9 protein-coding genes are annotated in these 21,150 nt (G+C 31.2%); 5 read left to right on the top strand and 4 right to left on the bottom strand.

Annotation, left to right across the window (positions count from 1 at the left end; translation table 11 throughout):
• The first annotated feature begins 12 nt into the window (after positions 1–12).
• The 5 genes from ACKTTC_RS13855 (at position 13) to uvrB (ending at position 13,692) form a co-directional block, all read left to right on the top strand.
• Positions 13–861 (top strand): ABC transporter permease, encoded by an 849-nt coding sequence (locus ACKTTC_RS13855; RefSeq protein WP_408040433.1) that lies wholly within the window; start codon positions 13–15, stop codon positions 859–861.
• Between the two features lie 40 nt (positions 862–901).
• On the top strand, positions 902–4,411 hold the full coding sequence (locus tag ACKTTC_RS13850) for a T9SS type B sorting domain-containing protein (RefSeq protein WP_408040432.1): 3,510 nt from the start codon (positions 902–904) through the stop codon (positions 4,409–4,411).
• A 130-nt stretch (positions 4,412–4,541) separates the two neighbouring features.
• On the top strand, positions 4,542–7,628 hold the full coding sequence (locus ACKTTC_RS13845) for a choice-of-anchor L domain-containing protein (protein WP_408040431.1): 3,087 nt from the start codon (positions 4,542–4,544) through the stop codon (positions 7,626–7,628).
• A 55-nt stretch (positions 7,629–7,683) separates the two neighbouring features.
• Positions 7,684–11,637, top strand: a complete 3,954-nt coding sequence (locus tag ACKTTC_RS13840; RefSeq protein ID WP_408040430.1) for a T9SS type B sorting domain-containing protein — start codon at positions 7,684–7,686, stop codon at positions 11,635–11,637.
• A gap of 66 nt (positions 11,638–11,703) precedes the next feature.
• A complete protein-coding gene (gene uvrB, locus ACKTTC_RS13835; protein ID WP_408040429.1) occupies positions 11,704–13,692 on the top strand; it encodes an excinuclease ABC subunit UvrB in 1,989 nt (662 codons plus the stop codon).
• A gap of 67 nt (positions 13,693–13,759) precedes the next feature.
• Here the strand turns inward: uvrB and ACKTTC_RS13830 are convergent, their stop codons facing one another.
• From ACKTTC_RS13830 to sucC, 4 genes are all read right to left on the bottom strand, one after another.
• Positions 13,760–15,610, bottom strand: coding sequence for a S41 family peptidase (locus ACKTTC_RS13830; protein ID WP_408040428.1), 1,851 nt, complete (start codon positions 15,608–15,610; stop codon positions 13,760–13,762).
• A 180-nt stretch (positions 15,611–15,790) separates the two neighbouring features.
• Positions 15,791–16,132: a hypothetical protein gene (locus ACKTTC_RS13825; RefSeq protein ID WP_408040427.1), complete on the bottom strand. Its 342-nt coding sequence runs from the start codon at positions 16,130–16,132 to the stop codon at positions 15,791–15,793.
• Between the two features lie 396 nt (positions 16,133–16,528).
• Positions 16,529–18,988, bottom strand: a complete 2,460-nt coding sequence (locus tag ACKTTC_RS13820; protein WP_408040426.1) for a collagen-binding domain-containing protein — start codon at positions 18,986–18,988, stop codon at positions 16,529–16,531.
• Between the two features lie 844 nt (positions 18,989–19,832).
• Entirely contained in the window at positions 19,833–21,029 is a 1,197-nt protein-coding gene (gene sucC, locus ACKTTC_RS13815) for an ADP-forming succinate--CoA ligase subunit beta (protein ID WP_408040425.1), read from the bottom strand.
• Positions 21,030–21,150 lie beyond the last annotated feature (121 nt).

The raw sequence follows: 21,150 nt of genomic DNA, 5'->3' as shown, positions 1-21,150 counted from the left end.
AAAAATTACACTATGTTACGTCTTTTAAATATTGAATTTCATAAACTAAGATATAATAGAGCCAGTAGAGTTCTATCCATTATTTATTTCGGATTACTAACTTCTATAGCGTTAATTGCTGCTATCAAGTTTGATATTGGTCCTATTAAATTTCATCTAGCTGAACAGGGGATTTTCAATTTTCCTTACATCTGGCATTTTAATACTTATGTTGCAGCCACTTTAAAGTTTTTTCTTTTATTAGTTATTGTATCTATGATGGCTAATGAATATAGTTACAAAACTTTAAAACAAAATCTAATCGATGGTTTAAGCAAAAAAGAATTTATCTTATCTAAATTCTATACCGTAGTTGCATTTGCAGCTATTTCAACAGTATTTGTCTTCTTTGTTTCCTTAATTTTAGGACTCATTTATTCTGATTTTAACGAATTCACGATCATCTTTTCAGATCTAGAATATTTATTTGCATTTTTCATCAAATTAGTTGGTTTTTTCTCTTTCGGGCTTTTCTTAGGTATTTTAATTAAAAGATCAGCTTTTGCAGTTGCAGGAATGATTGTTTGGTTAATAATCGAAAGTCTTTTTAAAGGATATCTAATATGGACCTTCAAAGATTTAAGAGGAGGCGCAACAGCAGAAGCTAATAAAATTATGCAATTCTTCCCATTGGAAGCCATGTCAAACCTTATTAAAGAGCCAGTTACTCGTTTAGGAGCTGTAAAATCTGTAGCTAAACAAATAGGAGAAAACTTTGTAAAAGATTACTCTGTAAATATCCTAGATATTGTTATTGTTTCTGCTTGGACTTTCATTTTTATTTACCTTTCGTACAGTTTGTTAAAAAAGAGAGACTTATAAGTAATTTTCACTATTTTCGGGGATTCAACTAAAATCCCGCATGAGAAAACAGATATTAATCGTATTTATATTTGTGTCTATCGCTGCATTTTCTCAAAAACAAGCCAACGTTTGGTATTTTGGGCAAAATGCAGGTATAGACTTTAACACATCACCTCCTACAGCCCTAACTGACGGGCAATTGAACACCGATGAAGGTTGTTCTTCATTTTCTGATCAAGACGGAAATTTACTTTTTTATACAGATGGAATAACAATTTATGCTAAAGATCATTCAGTAATGTTGTATACTGATGGTACTCCTGGTAATAATTTAAAAGGAAATCCAACGAGTACACAATCTGGTATGATTATTCCAAAACCTGGTTCAGATACTATCTATTATTTATTCACTGTAGGTACCGATTTTGTTCCTCCTGGGATTTTACCAAATCCAGGGTTCAATTATTATACTATAGATATGGCGCAACGTGGTGGGCTTGGTGAAATTATAGACGGTCCTGTTAATTTAGCTATAGATCCTGATACAGGAACAGATATAAGTCAATTTTGGTCTGAAAAAGTGGCTGCTGTAAAGGCACAAGAATGTAATGCCTTCTGGGTTATTTCATTTGTTCAAAATACATTTTATGCTTACAAAGTAACAACTGCTGGTGTAGATACAATAAATGTAGTTAAAAGTAATGCTAATTTTACTGCTGTTGATAAACGAGGATATTTACAAGCCTCTCCAGATGGTCGCTATTTAGCCTTTGCTGATTTCAATGCTAATGGTTCTTTACGATTATTTGAATTTGATAATGCTACAGGACAAGTAAATGGAACTTCCTCCCAAGTGCTATTCTCTTCCAATGTTACGGGAGAGTCTGTATATGGTATAGCGTTTTCTCAATTATCAAACAATTTATACGCTTCTACTTTTGACGGTCTTAATGCCACTTTTAATATACATCAATTTGACTTAACTAGTACTAATATTCCTGCGAGCATTAATCCTGTAATATCAAAACGTGGCTTTTTTAGAGGTGGTCTACAGTTAGGACCTGATGGAAAAATTTACGCTTCCATTCCAGGTAATTCTTTTTTAGATATTATTGAAAACCCTAATGAAAATAATGCTCAATTAATTTATACCGAGGATGCCATAGATTTAAATGGAAGAATTGCTACCCAAGGTTTACCTCCATTTATATCTTCTTTATTACTACCTATTAATATTATTGACAATGCTACTTCTCAAGTATTAAATAATCAGAATATACAATATTGCAGAGGGACTTCAGTAACTATCTCACCTGAAACAGTTTCAGGCACTGTTTCTTCTTATGAGTGGACATTTAATAACGGTACTACAACTACCACAATATCTAATCAGCCCACTCTAACACTAAATAACCTAACAACCAACGATAATGGAACTTATACATTAATTATTTCTTTAACTGATACTTGTGGTAATATAACTCGATTTGAAGGACTGTTTAACATCAGTGTCTTCGAACCTGCTACTGCAAATCCAGTTTCAGATATTAATTTTTGTGATATTGATGGAGATGGAATTAATACATTCGATCTACAAACCGATATTGCTCCAATAGTTTTAGGCTCACAAGATCCAAGTATTTTTGAGGTACTATTTTTTGATAATTTAAACGATGCTCAAAATAATATTATAGCCAATGCTATAGCTAGTCCCTATACAAATACAATTCCTTTTATCAATCAAGATATTTATGTAAGGATAAATAACCGGAGCGCTCCTAATGCTTGTTATGATTTAACACAATTTAATTTAGCCATTACAGGTTTGCCTGTTCCATCACAACCTACAAATTATTCAGTATGTGATGATGTTGCAAACGGTGGAGATACCGATGGTTTTTTCAATAACTTTATTTTGGCTACTAAAGACTCTGAAATTTTAGGAAGCCTATCTCCTACCCAATATAATGTTTCGTATCATACTACATTAACAGGTGCGCAAACTGATAACACGACAGATGTTATTGATAAAAATACACCATATAGAAATACAACTGTTAATCAACAGACCATATATGTTAGAATTGAAAATGTAGATAATACAAATTGTAATACGGTTTCAGACCCTATATCAACAACTTTTCAACCTTTTGATTTAATAGTTAACTCACTACCTGTTATAGCTAATAATCCAGCTCAAATCAATCAATGTGGCACCAGTGTAGGTTCAATAACAACTATAAATTTAACTCAAGCACAAATCTCTATTTCTGATAATAATGCAAACGAAACGTTTCAATATTATCCAACAGAGAATGATGCTATTAATGATACAGCAGTAATAACTGACCCAATAAATTATGTTACTACTAATGGAGATAGTGTTTGGGTACGAACCATAACCAATAATGGCTGTTACAGAATTTCTAGATTAAACATAACCGTTTCTTTTGCAGGTGACGTAGCATACAACCAAGAATTTACAACTTGTGATGATTTTTTAGATGCTGACGGAAATAATTCTATTAATAATGATGATACTGATGGAATTGCAAACTTTGATTTGTCTTCTGCTATAGATGATATTAAGTTACTATTTGATCCATCAATCAGAAACGATTTAGATATTTTACTCTTCGAATCAGAAACAGATCGAAATGCTGTTATCAATCAAATTTCTGATCCTACTAATTATAGAAACACTGCTTTACCTGCTAGTACACAACAAACTATTTTTGTAAAAATTATTAATAAGATTAATAACGACTGTACTGGATTAGGGGAATTCTTTATTAGAGTACTTCCATTACCCGAATTTGAAGTAACAACTCCGCAAATTGTATGTTTAAATAACCCTTCTTTTATTGAAGTAGAAATGCCTAACGGTATTTATAATTATGAATGGAGAAGAAATGGAACATTATTAACTACATCTAATTCTGAGCAATTAAACATTACCCAAGGAGGTACTTATGAAGTTACCGCAATCAATACCTCTACTCTATGCAAACGATCTAAAGAGATTATCGTAAACGAATCTATTATAGCAAGTATACAAGATGATGATGTAACCATTGTAGATGATTCTCCCAATAATTCTATTACAATTAATAATAATGCTAATAATCTAGGAATTGGTGATTATGAATTTGCTCTACAAAATGAAAACAGCACAATAGTTAGAGATTTTCAGGACACACCTTTCTTCGAGAACTTAGAGGGAGGTGTATATACTATTTTAGTTAGAGATAAAAATAATTGTGGTATCGCACAATTAGAAGTTTCTGTGTTAGAATTCCCTAAATTCTTTACCCCAAATGGTGACGGGAATAATGATGTATGGAATGTAAAAGGAGCTAGTACTACTTTTTACCCAAAAAGTAGTATTCATATTTTTGATAGATATGGAAAAATAATTACAGAAATAGCCATAGATGGCGTTGGATGGGATGGATTATATAATGGTAAAACACTTCCTTCTTCAGATTATTGGTTTAATATAGAACTTACAGATAATCAAGGAAAAACCATTAATAGAAATGGTCATTTCTCCCTACTAAGAAAGTAATAATAAAATTACTTTCTTTTTTATCAATAAAAAATAGTTTTCGTCCCCTAATAAACTATTAAATAATTAAAAATTAAAGATGCAAGCATCTTTATATAAATGTTGAGAATTATTAGTAATTTTTAAATTAATGTTAAAACTTAAACCCTTATTTATATGCTTATTTTTAAGCATACTTATCCCTGTAAATGCACAAGTTGATGTAAACCCTCCTTCAACAGCAGAAACAAACTTTAGCCCTGATCAATTAATAAATGATATCTTAATTACAGGACAATGTTCTACTGTTTCAAACATATCATCTTCAGTAAACGGAACCCCTAACCAAGCTGACACAAAAAGTTATGGTTATTTTAAACGGTTAGCTGGTAGTAACTTCCCTTTTGAAGAAGGAATCGTATTAACAACAGGAATAGCACGTCGAATAGGAATGGGATCAGCTGGGCTAGATTCACCATCAACAGGAACCACAGATAGTGATTTAAGCAATTTGTTAAGTGTACCACCAAACCAAGTTACAGATGCAAGTTCTATTGAGTTTGATTTTGTTCCACAAACTAATAAAATTAGTTTTCGATATATAATGGCTTCTCAAGAATATCAAGGGACTTTCCCTTGTGTTTTTGCAGATAGTTTTGCTTTCTTACTAAGAAGAGTTACAGACACTAATTATGAAAATATCGCTACTTTACCTGGCACTACTACTCCCGTAAGTGTTACAAATGTTCATGGCCAAATAGCTGCAGATCCAGTGACTGGAGCTGCTGGATGCGCTCCTCAGAATGAAGTTTTTTTCCATGGTAGTGATGTTACAGAAACAAGTTTTATTGGTAGAACAGTTGTATTAACTGCTGAAGCAGATGTAATTCCTAATGAAACTTACCATATTAAATTAGTTATTGCCGACTTTGGAGATAATCAATTTGATACAGCGGTTTTTCTAGAAAAAGGTAGTTTTAACCTAGGTCTTGATTTAGGTCCAGATGCAACAATTGCTGGGAACAACTCTGTTTGTGGTACAGAAACTTTATTAACAGCCAATATTCCTGGTTCAAGTTATAAATGGTTTAAAGATGGTGTAGAAATAGCTGGAGCCACGAGCCAATCTTATTTAGCAAACCTTGGAAATGGAACGTATACTTGCGAAATTGACAATGGTGGAGGCTGTACTTCAAGCGATGATATTATATTAGAATTTTCTGATGCACCTACACCTATTCCTAGTATTCCTAATATAGAAGTTTGCGATACTAATGTTGTAGATCTTACTATTAAAAACAGTGATGTTTTAAATGGACAAAGTAATACTGATTTTGAAGTATTATACTACTTAGATTCTGCATATACCAATCAAATTACTAGCCCAAATAACTTTACTATTACTGGTTCTAGCAATACTATTTATGTACGAAAAAGAAATATTACCGCTCAAAACTGTACAGCGGATAGCTCTTTTGATGTAATTGTTTCTAGTTCACCAACAGCTAGTACTCCAACCAATTATTTAGCATGTGATGATATGATGAACGGCGGAGATACAGATGGTTTTTTCAACAATTTTATTTTATCTACTAAAGATGCAGAAATATTAGGAAGCTTATCACCTACTCAATATAATGTTTCTTATCATACCACATTAATTGGTGCGCAGACTGATAATACTACAGATGCTATTGATAAAAATACTCCTTACCGAAATACAACAGCTAATCAACAAACTATTTATGTAAGAATTGAAAATGTAAATAATGTAAACTGTTCTATAGTATCTACTCCTACATCAACAACTTTTCAACCTTTCAATTTAGTTGTAAACCCATTACCTGTTATTATTAACAATCCTGCTCAAATCAATCAATGTGGCACCAGTGTAGGTTCAATAACAACAATAAACTTAACTCAAGCACAAATCTCTATTTCTAATAATAATGTCAATGAAACATTTCAATATTATCCAACAGAGAATGATGCTATTAATGATACAGCCGTAATAACGGACCCTATAAATTATGCAACGAATAATGGGGATAGTGTTTGGGTACGAACCATAACTAACAATGGCTGTTATAGAATTTCCAGATTAAACATAACCGTTTCTTTTGCGGGAGATGTAGCTTATAATGAAGAACTTACTGCTTGTGATGATTTCTTGGATGCTGCTGGGAATAATTCTGCAAATAATGACGATACGGACGGAATTACAAACTTTGATTTATCTCCTGCGATAAATGATATCAAATTACTATTTGATCCTACGATTAGAAATGATTTAGATATTTTATTCTTCGAAACTCCAGCAGATAGAAATGCTGTTATCAATCAAATTTCGGACCCAACTAATTATAGAAACACAGCAATACCTGCGAATACACAACAAACTATCTATGTAAAAATCGTTAATAAAATTAATAATGATTGTACTGGTATTGGTGAGTTTTTTATTAGAGTACTTCCCGTACCAGAATTTGAAGTTACAACTCCACAAATTGTATGTTTAAACAATCCATCTTTTATTGAAGCTGAAATGCCTAACGGAGCTTACACATATGAATGGAGAAGAAACGGTACTTTATTAACCACCTCTAATTCAGAACAATTAAACATTACTCAAGGAGGAACTTACGAAGTTACAGCAATTAATTCTACCACCCTATGTAGAAAATCTAAAGAGATTATTGTAAATGAATCTATTATCGCCAGTATTCAAGAAGATGATGTAACCATTGTAGACGATTCTACAAATAATTCTATTACAATTAACAACGATGCTAATAACTTAGGAATTGGTGATTATGAATTCGCTCTGCAAAATGAAAATAATATGTTTGTTAGAGACTTTCAAGACACTCCTTTTTTTGAAAATTTAACTGGTGGTATTTATACTATTTTGGTTAGAGATAAAAATAATTGTGGTTTAGCTCAATTAGAAGTTTCTATATTAGAATTCCCTGATTTTTTCACACCTAATGGTGATGGAAATAATGATGTATGGAATGTAAAAGGCATAAGTGCTACTTTCTACCCTAAAAGTAACATTCACATTTTTGATAGATTTGGAAAAATAATTACAGAAATAAATATAGATGATGTTGGATGGGATGGTTTATACAATGGAAAAACACTTCCTTCTTCTGATTATTGGTTTAATATAGAACTTACAGATACCCAAGGAAAAACGATTCAAAGAAAAGGTCATTTTTCTTTACTGAGAAAATAAAGTCTTTAAATTTTTAAGATTTTCATACTTTTATCCCCCTTAAATTGTAAAACATATGAAAAAAGTTACTTTATGGTTGTTTCTTTGCTTTAACTTAATAGTTTACGCTCAAGATGGTGCAACTACTTGTGATATGGCAGAACCTATGTGTTCGGATAGCTCTGGCGTTAAAATATTTAATAATGTTACTGGTGTTGCAGACACTGGTCGTGTTGGTTGTTTAGGTTCTACTCCTAATCCTGCTTGGTTTTTTATTAGAGTGCAAAGTAGCGGAGATTTAAATTTTCGAATTATTCAAGCTCCCGATTTTGATGCTGCTGGAAATCCAGTAGGAACTCCTTTGGATGTAGATTTTATAGCATGGGGACCGTTTACATCACCGAACTCTAACTGTACAAATTTAGCAAATCAATGTATAGATGCTGGTGGTGGCACAACATTCTGTCCAAGTAATACAGACGGAGCTCTTCCTGGTGCTACTTCGGATTTTTATACCACTAATCAAGACAATACAAATATAATTGATTGTAGTTATGATGGAACAGCAATTGAAAGCTTTACCGTTAATAATGCACAAGCAGGTGAATTTTATATTTTACTAATTACTAACTTTGCTAATACAGCAGGTAAAATAAAGTTAGAACAAACAAATTTTGGTATTGCAGGTGCAGGTGTTACAGATTGTTCTATTGTTGCTGGAGAATTAGGTGCAGATCAATCTTTATGTAACGGAACTCCTACAACTTTAGATGGTACTCCTACAACTGGAACAGCAATATCTTATGAATGGCAAATAGATACTGGAGCTGGATTTACTACAATTCCTGGAGAAACAAATGCTACGTTAACAATTAATGATAACCGTACTGGAACCTACAAAGTAATTATTACAGACGATGTTGGTAATACTTCTGAAGATGAAGTTGTAATTACATATTATCCAGTACCTATTGCAAATGCAGCAACAGATATCAATTTTTGTGATACAGATGGCGATGGATTAAATACATTTAATTTACAAACTGATATAACTCCTCAAATTTTAGGAGCTCAAGACCCAGCTCAATTTGAAGTTGCTTATTTCTTAAGTCAAGCAGACGCAGATAACAATACCGTAGCTAATGCTTTACTTAATCCTTATACTAACCCAACGCCTAATAGTAACCAAACTATTTATGCAAGAGTCCATAATACTGCGAATCCTTCTGTTTGTTTTGATACTACTTCATTTACTTTAAGAGTTACTACAATTGCTACTCCTACACAAGCTACCAATTATGAAGAATGTGATGATACTGCAAGTGGTGGAGATACCGATGGCTTTTTTAATAACTTTATACTAGCTTCCAAAGATGCTGAAATCTTAGGAACACTTTCAACTGCGCAATACAACGTTTCATATCATACTACATTAGTAGGAGCGCAAACTGATAACGCTACAAATGTAATTGATAAAAACACACCTTATAGAAATATAACTGCTAATCAACAAACAATTTATGTAAGAGTAGAAAATGTAGACAACACTAGTTGTGTTGTCGTATCTGATCCTGCATCTGCTACTTTTAAACCTTTCAATTTAGTTGTTAATCCACTTCCTGTTATTGCTAATAATCCTGCACAAATAAGACAATGTGATACAGATGGAGATCGAATTACAATCATGAACCTTACACAAGCTCAGATTAGTATTTCTAATAATCACTTGAATGAAACATTTCAATATTATCCAACGAAAGCCGATGCTGATGCTGACACTAATGAAATAGCTAATCCAATAAATTATACTGTAAGTAACGGGGATGTAATTTGGGTTAGAACAATAAATAACAACGGTTGTTATCGAGTATCTAGCATTGATATCTCTGTACAATTTGCAGGCGATGTAGCTTATAACAGAGTGTTTTCTGCTTGTGATGATTTATTAGATATCGACGGCAACGATACAGCTGCTAATAGCGACACTGATGGAATCACTAACTTTGATTTAAGTTCTTCTAGAGACGAAATATTAGCATTATTCCTCCCAGTTTTAAGACCAGATCTTGATGTATTATACTTTGAAACTATTGCAGATAGAGATGCAGTTATAAACCCTATTCCTGATATTGCTAATTATCGTAATAGAAATATTCCTGCAATTACACAACAACCTATTTATATAAAGATTATTAATACTATTAATAATGATTGTACTGGTATTGGACAATTTTACATTCTTGCTGATCCTGTACCAATTGCAAACCCTGTTAATAATATTGAATTATGTGACGATTTTGCCAGTGGTAGTTTTACTGATGGTGAAAATGTAGGAATTAACTTGAGAGATCAAGTACCTACAATATTAGGTGCACAAAATCCAGCAGATTATACTGTAACTTTTTATACTACTGAAAGTGATGCTATTGCTGGCACTAATCAAATTGTGAATGATACAAACTTTAGAAATACAGCGCCTCCTGGATTTGTTACAGGAGCTATTAGTCAACAAACAATATATGTTAGAATAGTTAATAATACTACTAATTGTTATAACAGTCATCTTTCATTTGAAATTATTGTTAATCCACTTCCTATAATAACAACTCCTATCACTCCGCTCGAAATTTGTGATACTGGAATTGGTGATGGAGATACTAGAAATGGATTAGAACAACAAATTGATTTGAGTGTAAAGGATGCTGAAATACTCAATGGAAGAGATCCTGCTATTTTCCAAATTTCATATCACAAAACACAAGTTGAAGCAACTAACGGGATTAATCCTGTAAATAAAACTAATTATAGTAATGATCCAGCAACTACTACTATTGTTGGGCAAGAAGGAGAAGAAACCCTATGGATTAGTATACTTAATACAAATACAAATTGTAGATATGGCGCTTCTTCTTTATTAATTAGAATTCACCCTGAACCAAATATTTTAATTACAGATATTTCTAACCTTTCGGAGTGTGATGATGATTTAGATGGAGATGATACAAATGGTATTATTCAAAATATCGACTTGACAACTCAAGCAACTGATATCTTAACAAATTATCCTATTGCAGAACATGATGATTTTATCATTTCATATCATACAACTCAGAATGGTGCTATGACTAATACTGATACAATTCCACGAGCTGAAGAAAATTCATATACCAATACTAGTAATCCACAGAGAATTTATATAAGAGTTGAAAATAGAGATACAGGTTGTGTAAATGATGATACTTTCTTTGATATTATTATCAACCCATTACCTCAGTTTGAGGTTACTACGCCACAAAGTGTTTGTTTAAACTTATCTCCTATTCAAATAGAGATAGAAAACCCTGATGGTAATTATACTTATGAGTGGACAAAAGATACAGATCCTACCGTCATTGGAAATACTACTATGATAATCGCTAGTAATGGTGGAAATTATCATGTAACAGCAACCAATACAACTACATTATGTAAACGTACAAGAACAATTGTTGTAAATGAATCTAATATTGCTACAATTACTGAAGATGATGTTACTGTTGTAGACGATTCTAACAATAATACAATTACCATTGATAATGCAAATAATAATCTAGGAATTGGTGATTATGAATTTGCCCTTCAAGATCAAAACGGTGTCATTATTAGAGATTACCAAGATGATCCTGTATTTGATCAATTACAAGGAGGAATTTATACGATTCTTGTAAGAGACAAGAACGCATGTGGTATAGCACAAGTAGATGTATCTGTTATTGAATTCCCAAAATTCTTTACTCCAAATAGTGATGGAATAAATGATACATGGGCCATTAGAGGTGCTAACTCTACTTTCTATCCTGAAAGTCAAATTTATATTTTTGATCGTTTTGGTAAAGTTATTACCAAATTAGATATTGATGGAACTGGATGGAACGGATTATACAATGGTAAAGTACTTCCTTCAACTGATTATTGGTTTAATATTCAATTAGTAGATACCAAAGGAACTCCAAGAAATAGACGAGGGCATTTCTCTTTGTTAAGGAGATAAACCTTCTTAAGATAAAGTTAAGAAATAAGGATAGTTTGTATGTAAAACTATCCTTATTTTTGTTTTATGGACTTTCAATTAGTATCAGATTTCCAACCTACTGGAGATCAACCACAAGCAATTAAACAACTTTCAGAAAATATTAATGCTGGTGAGCAATTTCAAACACTATTAGGAGTTACAGGTTCAGGAAAAACCTTTAGTGTAGCAAATGTTGTTGCAACTGTAAACAGACCTACATTGGTTTTAGCACATAACAAAACACTAGCTGCACAGTTATACTCAGAATTTAAACAGTTCTTTCCTAATAATGCTGTAGAATATTTTGTTTCTTATTATGATTACTACCAACCAGAAGCATATATTCCTGTTACTGGAACTTATATCGAAAAAGATTTATCTATTAACGATGAAATTGAACGATTAAGAATCAGCACCTCCTCTGCACTGCTTTCAGGAAGAAGAGATGTTTTAGTAGTAGCTTCTGTTTCTTGTTTATACGGTATTGGAAATCCTGTTGAGTTTAAGAAAAATGTTATAGAAATTGAAGTTGGACAACAAATCTCAAGAACCAAATTTTTGCATCAGTTAGTTACCAGTTTATATGCTAGATCTGAAGTAGAAATTAAAAGTGGAACATTTAAAGTAAAAGGAGATGTAGTTACCATTTATCCATCTTATGGAGAAAGTGGTTATAAAGTTCACTTCTTTGGTGATGAAATTGAAGAAATAGAATCTTTTGATATTGAAAGTAATCAAATTATAGAGGAATTTGAGCGTTTAAACATATATCCAGCTAACTTATTTGTTACCTCTCCAGATGTATTACAAAATGCCATTCATCAAATACAAGATGATTTGGTAAAACAATGTGATTATTTTACTGAAATTGGAAAACACTTAGAAGCAAAACGCCTAAAAGAACGAACAGAATTCGATTTAGAAATGATTCGCGAATTAGGATATTGTTCTGGGATTGAAAATTACTCACGTTACCTAGATGGACGACAAGCTGGCACAAGACCTTTCTGTTTATTAGATTATTTTCCTAATGATTATTTAATGGTGATTGATGAAAGTCATGTTACCGTTCCGCAAGTACACGCAATGTATGGAGGTGACCGAAGTAGAAAAGAAAATTTAGTTGAATATGGGTTTCGTTTACCTGCTGCAATGGACAATCGTCCTTTAAAATTTGAAGAATTTGAAGTTTTACAAAATCAGGTAATTTACGTTTCTGCAACTCCTGCTGATTATGAGTTGCAAAAAACTGAAGGTGTTTTCGTTGAACAAGTTATTCGTCCTACTGGTTTATTAGATCCAGAAATTGAAGTACGTCCTAGTTTGAATCAGATTGATGATTTAATTGAAGAAATTCAGATTCGAGTAGAAAAGGACGAACGTACTTTAGTAACAACACTTACTAAAAGAATGGCCGAAGAATTGGCAAAATATTTAACACGTATTCAGGTACGTTGTAGGTATATTCATTCGGATGTTGATACCTTAGAACGTGTAGAAATCATGCAAGATTTACGTAAAGGTTTATTCGATGTGCTTATTGGAGTAAACTTATTACGTGAAGGATTAGATTTACCAGAGGTTTCTTTGGTTGCTATTTTAGATGCTGATAAAGAAGGCTTTTTACGTTCACACAGATCGCTAACTCAAACTGTAGGTAGAGCTGCAAGAAATGTAAATGGTAAAGCCATTATGTATGCTGATAAAATTACAAACAGTATGCAACAAACCATTGATGAAACAAATAGAAGACGCGAAAAACAAATTAATTATAACACTAAATTTGGTATCACACCAAAACAGATTAATAAGAAAATAGACGACACACTCTCTAAAAGCGCAACTACTTCATATCAGTACGATCAAGCAACACAGAAAGCTGCTGAGCAAGATTTAGAATTCTTACCTAAGTCTGAAATAGAAAAGCGTATTAGAGATAAACGTAAACAAATGGAAGTTGCTGCTAAGAATTTAGATTTTATGGCCGCTGCAGCGTTAAGAGATGAAATTACTGCTTTAAAAGAGCATTTGTAAATAAAAGAAAAAGAGCAAAGTAATCTAATTACCTTGCTCTTTTTTATAAATTAATAATTTCTAGAACTTATTTTATATGCTTCAATAACTTTTCTAATTGTACATCTTTCTGCAATGCAATTTCCGAAGCCTCTATTGGAATATAGATATCTGGTTCTGTCCCATTACCGTCTAATGTTTTCCCATTCCTTTGAAAAGATAGCATTGTAGAAACCTTTACTCTGATCCCTGAATTTGGAAGGTACAGTTTCTTAGAATTTCCACTAGAACCATCTGTAGTAACTCCTGCTATTTTTACGTTTGACAATCCTTTTAATGCAGAAGTGAATACAGAAGCTGCACTAAAGACATATTCATCTACTAAAATATAAACAGGCTTTGTATATGTTTTATCTCCACTTTTCAACACCATATAATAAGGCTCTGTAAATTTAGATTCATCAAAATCTCTTTCTATTTTAAAGCTCTTATTAAATGCATCAATAGCTTTTCTATCCTTATTCGTTAGTTTTTCAGAATTATAGGAATATAAATAACGGCCATTCATAGATTTTTTGCTTTTAGCATTCGCTCTTAAAAAAGCCACATTTGCAATCCATGGAGATTCATTGGGTTGAATAAAATAAGGTGCTAATGTTTGTAAAACATCTCTTACTCCACCTGGATTCCCTCGAACATCTATAATTAAGGCTTTAGTGTCTTTGTATTTTTCCATGGTTTCTTCAAGATACTTTTCGAATTCTTCTACTTTTTTATAGCTTCCCATCATAGGAATAGCTATATAACCGATATTATCTTTTAAGAGTTTATCTAAACCTTTAAAATCCTTCATAAAGTAACTTTTAAAATGCTCTCTTTGTACTTTACCTTTAAAAGTTCTGTACTTATTCTTTTTCGTAACCACTACATCAACAGTCTTGGTTTTATGTTGATCATTTTCTAAAGTAACTGAAATAGTTTTTGGTAATTCCATGTTATTTTCAAAAAACAGTCTTCCAATTCGCTGAATTTTATCTGCTCCTCTAGACAATCTAGCTTCTTTAGGAGCTTTCTTATTTCTATAATTTAATTCGTTAGTAAGTTTAGCGACAGGAATTCCATTAATCGCATTTAAATAATGATAATCTTTATTATAAAATGCTGTGTTTTCTTCGTTCATCACAGCTATTTTTCCCTCTACAGCTTGTAAACCAAAAGGCAATTCTAAGGAATAAGTACTATGCTTTTTTCTATCAAAGTTTTCATTTTTCACAGAAGAATGTCTATCTCCTATTTCAGCCATTATTTTTCCTAATTCATTTACCAAATAGTTAGTATTAACTTGCTTTTTATTTTTGACTCTTTGCTTTAATTCTGAAAGTGCCTTTTTATAATCATAATCTGAAACTTGAACATAGGATGATTTAGATTCTAAGATTTCTATAAATACATTGATATCTTCGATCGCTTTCTTACTACTAATTTCTGTTACTTTTTCCTTTTCTTCTTTCTTTTTTAGAGCTTTTAAATAACTATTTAACTTTTTATTATCCTTGCTATTATATGCCCAAACTTTATCTCTATTTTCTCTTGAAAAAGTCCCAATATATTCTTTTGATTTTCCTTCTTTAGATAACTGCAATCTTACTTTAACTTCTGGTTTATAATTCATTCCTTGTAACACTTCAACTAAATCTTCAGAAAAACGTTTTTTCCATTTTTTCCCATATTCCTTTTTACAAAACTTAATCAACTCTTCTTTTTTAAAATTATCGAGTTTTTCAAATTGATACCATTCATTATTAAATTGTACTATTGGAGTTTCGTTTTCCCATTTTACTGCGGTAAAAGGAGAAGCTTTTTCTAATGTTAATTTCTGAGCATAAGCCATTGAAGAGATCAATAACAAAGCCAATAAAGCTAATTTTTTCGCTTTCATTTATACTACATTTAAATTATTGATTCAAAAGTAATATTCCAATGAAAGGATAAAAAAACAAATCGATCACCAATACTTCAAAATCGACTTATAAAGTATGAGTATCGATTTCTTTAGAAAAAAAGCTCATTTTAAGAAAAATGAGCTTTAATTTTTTTATATACTTCTTTAATTTACAAACTATAAAGAGACCATTTTTACGGGTAAAGTATATACTGTATTTCTAATACTTTTAGATAATTTCTTATAATTTAATCTTGCTTTAATATATCCTTCTACAAGGTCTTTATTTCCATCTGTATCTACAGATAAGACTACAATTTCATTATTCTTATTTACCGTTAATTTTACGGTTACAAACATTGTTTTTTCAACAGGAAAATTTGGTTGCTTTAATAATTTTTGAATATCTTTTGTAATGGTCCATTTTCTATCTTTATCGTCTGTAGGTGTATTATTTGCTAATACATTAGTACTAATTGCGATAAACATAATTGCTAATAAAAACTTGATTGATTTCATACTGTTTTTTTTAATGAGGGGTGATAATTTTTAATATTTTCTCTAACTTTTTGTTTGGTATTTCGATTTGCAAATCATGACAAATGTATTTTAAAAAAGAAGTTACGATGTTATCAGATGCTTATCAAAAACATAAAGAACTGTTACTAAAACAGAGATAAATCACGTTAGCTTAACAACAGATTAACCTACTAAAAAACAACAAATTAAAGCAATAAACAAAATTCATAATTTTGTTTTTCAAATATTAATAGGTAGCTAAAAAAAGCACGTATAATTTTCCAAAATGATAAAAAAACCATCTAAATAAAACAAGTTATTTAGATGGTTCTATATTAAAAAAAGGTAATGCTATTCTTCTAATTATGATTTATTCAATCATCACTATTTCATTTTTTATTTTATAAATATTCTTTTAGTTGTTGAATTTTTAGTTGAATTTATTTTTATAAAATATGTTTCTGCTTTTTTAAGTTTAAAAGCACTTAGATTCAATCGTATTTCTTTATTTCCTTCTTCTGATTTTATATGTGTAGTTCCTTTTTCAATTCCATGAGAATCATAAATTAAAATTTCAACACTTTCATCTTTTGAAAGATTTGCTACACTAATAAAAACATCTGAAGATTCATCTACAAAAGTTGGATATACCTTTGTTTGTTCTATTTCAATACGTGCTTGAACACCTCCAGGAATTCCTCCTCCTAAACATTGGTGCATCAAAATACAAATTTCTAATGGGTGATTATGTAACTCTCCATTTTCATGAATATAATTAGCAGCAATCACTTGTCCGTTTATATTTCCTGACGATTTCTTAATAATGTTTGCTTTAGGTGCTAAAACACTTCCTACAATTGTTCCTCCACCTTCTAATATTATATTAGTTGCATTGTAAAAATTCCATACAATATAAGCCCCATCTTGGTCTCCTAAACCAGCTAAGTTCAAAATATTCCAATTAAAATTCCCTGTTACATTTACATTAATAATTACAGGTGTAGTGCTATTAGGCTTGTTTTTAAATGTAATATGAGATAAACTCTTTAAATTATTTCCTGTTAGGTTTAATACATTAAGTTGATTCTCTATCAATTGTATATTTCCGTTTACTAATCTATTTGTTGGAGTCATATTACTAAAACGCGTAGATACTTGCTCTAATCTAGTAAAAGCAGCTGCAAAATCTATAACATCTTTTTCTATTACTGATGTTACTGACTGGCGACTACTTAGTCGAATTGCTGGTCTTGCATGAAAATCTCCTGGTGTTAAACGAGTATTAACAGAAGCTCCATTAGGATCTTTATCATATATGGTTGTTCCTGTTGTATCTCCTAATTTTGCTAACCCATTATTTAAATGAATCCCATCTCCAGAGGTGTAAATAATTCTTCCATTTGTAACTAACGACACTGGTTTATCTAATCCACTTACGTAATTATTACCCGCAGATTGAGCTGCAATTGCAAATGTACCATCTACAGTTAAGTCATTTCCTAAAGCTAATGCTCCTTCAAAATCTCCTCTCATTACCGTAACATCTCCTTTTACAAAAGCATTGTAACCTAATGCTTCTCCTAATGGATTTCCTTTTTCAGAAACACAAAAAGTAGCTGTAGCCTTACAATCATCACATCCTTCTATTTCAACATTATAAATACCTCCTTTATTTACATCAATAGAAGGTGTAGTAGCGCCGTTAGACCATTTATAAGTAATACCACAAGAAGATTCTCCTTCAACTATCGCATTTAAACTTATCGACTCTTTATCACAATCTATAAAATCACTATCAGCTTCTATGGTAACAGCAATATCACATTCTTCTTCTAAAGTAACACAAGATCTAAAAGGATGATGATGTAATTCTCCGTTTAAATGACTGTAATCTACAGCGATTATTTGTCCATTTACGTTTCCTGAAGATTTCTTTACAATAGTAGCTTTAGGTGCAAGTATTGTTCCTATTACAGAACCTCCACCTAATAATTCCATATTTGAAGTATTAAAGAAGTTCCAAATTATATAAGAACCATCATGATCTCCTAAGCCTGCTAAATTAGGTACGTTCCAAATAAACTCTCCATTAGCATCTACATTAATTACTAAAGGATTATTAGCTGTTGGTTTGTTTTCAAAAGTCAAATGCTGTAAACTTTTTAAAGTGCTTCCTTTTATATTTATTACATTCACTTGATTAGGTAATAACTTTATCTTGCTATTTCCTCCTAGAACATTATTCGCAGGAAGTTTACTCATTTTCAAAGACCTGCTATTTAGCTCATTAAAAGCTGCTTCAAAGTCAATATTTAAGTTCTTTCTTACATCTGTAATTGACTCCTTTGTTTGAACTTGAATTCTAGGTTTTGCATCATAACTACCTCCTGTAATTCTTGTATTTGAGAGTGCTCCATTTGTATCTTTAGTATAAATTCTAGAACCTGCTGTATTACCTAGATTAGCATATCCTCTATTAACGTATACACCTTCTCCTTGTTGGTAATGTATTTTTCCATTTATTACTAAACTAAATGGTTCACTACTTCCAAAGTAATTATCACCAGCATTTACAAGAGCAACAACATAAAGTCCATTTATTGTTAAATCATTTCCTAGAGCAATAGGTCCTTCAGATTCTCCTCCTCTTAATAGCATATTTCTTTTTATAAAAGAATTATAGCCTAGCGCTACATCTAAAGGGTTTTCACATTTTTCGTTTTCAATATTTTTGTTTCCTTCTTTAGTAATAGAAGAAAAACTACTTAATACTACGGTAAGTATTAATAAAGAGAAGATCCATAAAGATCTGTGATAATTTTTTAAATTATCTAAAAAATTAATTTTAAGTTTCATAAATGTTCGGTTAATTGAATACTAACACTTTATAAACTTTGTATAGATTTTACATCTATATGTTTAATCGTGCTTTTTTTTTATGTATTCAAGGTTATTAAAATGAAAAAAAGAGTGATTTTATACAGTACGCATATTGAGGTAAATCATAGTAGTTGAATAGCAAAACCCTATGTCTTTTTTTCAGTTTTAAAAAGTGTGTAAACTACCACATGGGCACAACAATAACAGCTAATATTTAGCTTTTAGATAATAAACAACTTTCTTTATTCTCTTTAACAGGGCAACATACCCCTAAGGAGGAATACTAAAGTAGTTTAAAGAAAATAGTATACATACTTTCTAAAAACAATTCAACAAAGTTGTCTTATTCCTTGAATAAAATAAATATGTGTTATGTTTATTATGTGTGTTTACATAAATACTATTAATGAGTTCTTTTTAGTTAGGAACTTCCATTTTTAGTTATAAAGTTGTGGATTGTTGGGATAGTTGCATCTTTATTATGCAACAAAGTAATAGTACTTTTAAGCTTCATTTTTATTTGGTTTTCTGTAAATAATATATCGGGGAAATATATGATCAAATATATACATTTTCTCTTGGCTTTAAAATGATTTATATGGTACTATTAAATCAATTTTCAGTATTATTTTAATTCACTAAGCACTGCAAAGATTCTTTAGAATGATAATCCACTTTTTATATTGCTTTATACCAAGTAGTAATATTGAAAAATTCTTACAGTAAGATAGAAACGAAATCTAAAACAAATACATGAAAAAATACTCTTTCTAAGAATTGTTCTTAAAAAGAGTATTTAAAATATTATTATCAAGAATTTTTAAGCAGTAAGTACTTCTTGTACTTTATCAGCAGCTTCTTGGAACTCAGTAGCTGAGATAATTTCCATTCCACTATTGTCTATTAATTCTTTAGCTTCTTTTGCGTTCGTTCCTTGTAAACGACAAATAATAGGCACATTAATTTTGTCCCCCATATTTTTATAAGCATCTACAACACCTTGAGCAACACGATCACAACGAACAATTCCTCCAAAGATGTTTACTAAAATTGCTTTTACATTAGGATCTTTTAAGATAATTCCGAAAGCAGTTTCAACACGTTGTGCATCTGCAGTACCTCCTACATCTAAGAAGTTTGCAGGGTCTCCACCAGCTTGCTTAATTAAATCCATAGTTCCCATTGCTAAACCAGCTCCGTTTACCATACATCCAACATTACCATCTAAATCTACATAGTTTAATCCAGCAGCTTTTGCTTCTACTTCAATAGGGTTCTCCTCACGTAAATCACGCATTTCTGCATAATCTTTATGACGGTATAATGCATTCTCATCTAAAGAAACTTTAGCATCAACTGCTAAAATTTTATCATCAGATGTTTTTAATACTGGGTTAATCTCGAATAAAGAAGAATCAGACTTTACATAAGCTGTATATAAAGCAGTAACAAACTTAATCATTTCCTTCATTGCTCCTCCGCTTAATCCTAAGTTAAATGCTATTTTACGAGCTTGAAATGGTAATAATCCTGTTCCTGGATCTATTTCTTCTGTAAAAATTAAATGTGGAGTTTCTTCTGCAACAGTTTCAATATCCATTCCTCCTTCAGTAGAATACATAATCATATTTCTACCTGTACCACGGTTTAATAAAACCGACATATAAAATTCGTTTGGTTCACTATCACCTGGATAATATACATCCTCAGCAACCAAAATTTGATTTACTAATTTTCCTTCAGCAGAAGTTTGAGGTGTAATTAACATCATTCCTAAAATATCATTAGAAATACTTTGTACCTCATCTAAATTCTTAGCTAACTTAACTCCTCCACCTTTTCCACGACCACCTGCGTGAATTTGAGCTTTAATTACGTGCCAACCTGTACCAGTTTCTTCAGTTAATTTCTTAGCAGCTGCTACTGCTTCTTCTGGAGTACTTGCCACAATACCACGTTGTGTGCGAACGCCAAAACTACTTAATATTTCTTTACCTTGATATTCGTGTAAGTTCATTCGTTATGAATTTTAAAAGTCGAACAAAAATACAAATTCAATCGAAACTTTACCCTTTTTCCAACATTAAAAAATCATCATAATATATTACAACTCCTCTTTTCTCCCTTGAAAGGATTTT

Source organism: Tenacibaculum amylolyticum, from assembly GCF_964511145.1.
Classification (GTDB): domain Bacteria; phylum Bacteroidota; class Bacteroidia; order Flavobacteriales; family Flavobacteriaceae; genus Polaribacter; species Polaribacter amylolyticum.
This window is presented reverse-complemented; position numbering and strand designations above follow the sequence as displayed.

Bases quoted from the DNA above. Each gene is read 5' to 3' on its own strand.
- ACKTTC_RS13855 (WP_408040433.1), top strand. From the start codon at position 13: ATGTTACGTCTTTTAAATATTGAATTTCATAAACTAAGATATAATAGA.
- ACKTTC_RS13850 (WP_408040432.1), top strand. From the start codon at position 902: ATGAGAAAACAGATATTAATCGTATTTATATTTGTGTCTATCGCTGCA.
- ACKTTC_RS13845 (WP_408040431.1), top strand. From the start codon at position 4,542: ATGTTAAAACTTAAACCCTTATTTATATGCTTATTTTTAAGCATACTT.
- ACKTTC_RS13840 (WP_408040430.1), top strand. From the start codon at position 7,684: ATGAAAAAAGTTACTTTATGGTTGTTTCTTTGCTTTAACTTAATAGTT.
- uvrB (WP_408040429.1), top strand. From the start codon at position 11,704: ATGGACTTTCAATTAGTATCAGATTTCCAACCTACTGGAGATCAACCA.
- ACKTTC_RS13830 (WP_408040428.1), bottom strand. From the start codon at position 15,610: ATGAAAGCGAAAAAATTAGCTTTATTGGCTTTGTTATTGATCTCTTCA.
- ACKTTC_RS13825 (WP_408040427.1), bottom strand. From the start codon at position 16,132: ATGAAATCAATCAAGTTTTTATTAGCAATTATGTTTATCGCAATTAGT.
- ACKTTC_RS13820 (WP_408040426.1), bottom strand. From the start codon at position 18,988: ATGAAACTTAAAATTAATTTTTTAGATAATTTAAAAAATTATCACAGA.
- sucC (WP_408040425.1), bottom strand. From the start codon at position 21,029: ATGAACTTACACGAATATCAAGGTAAAGAAATATTAAGTAGTTTTGGC.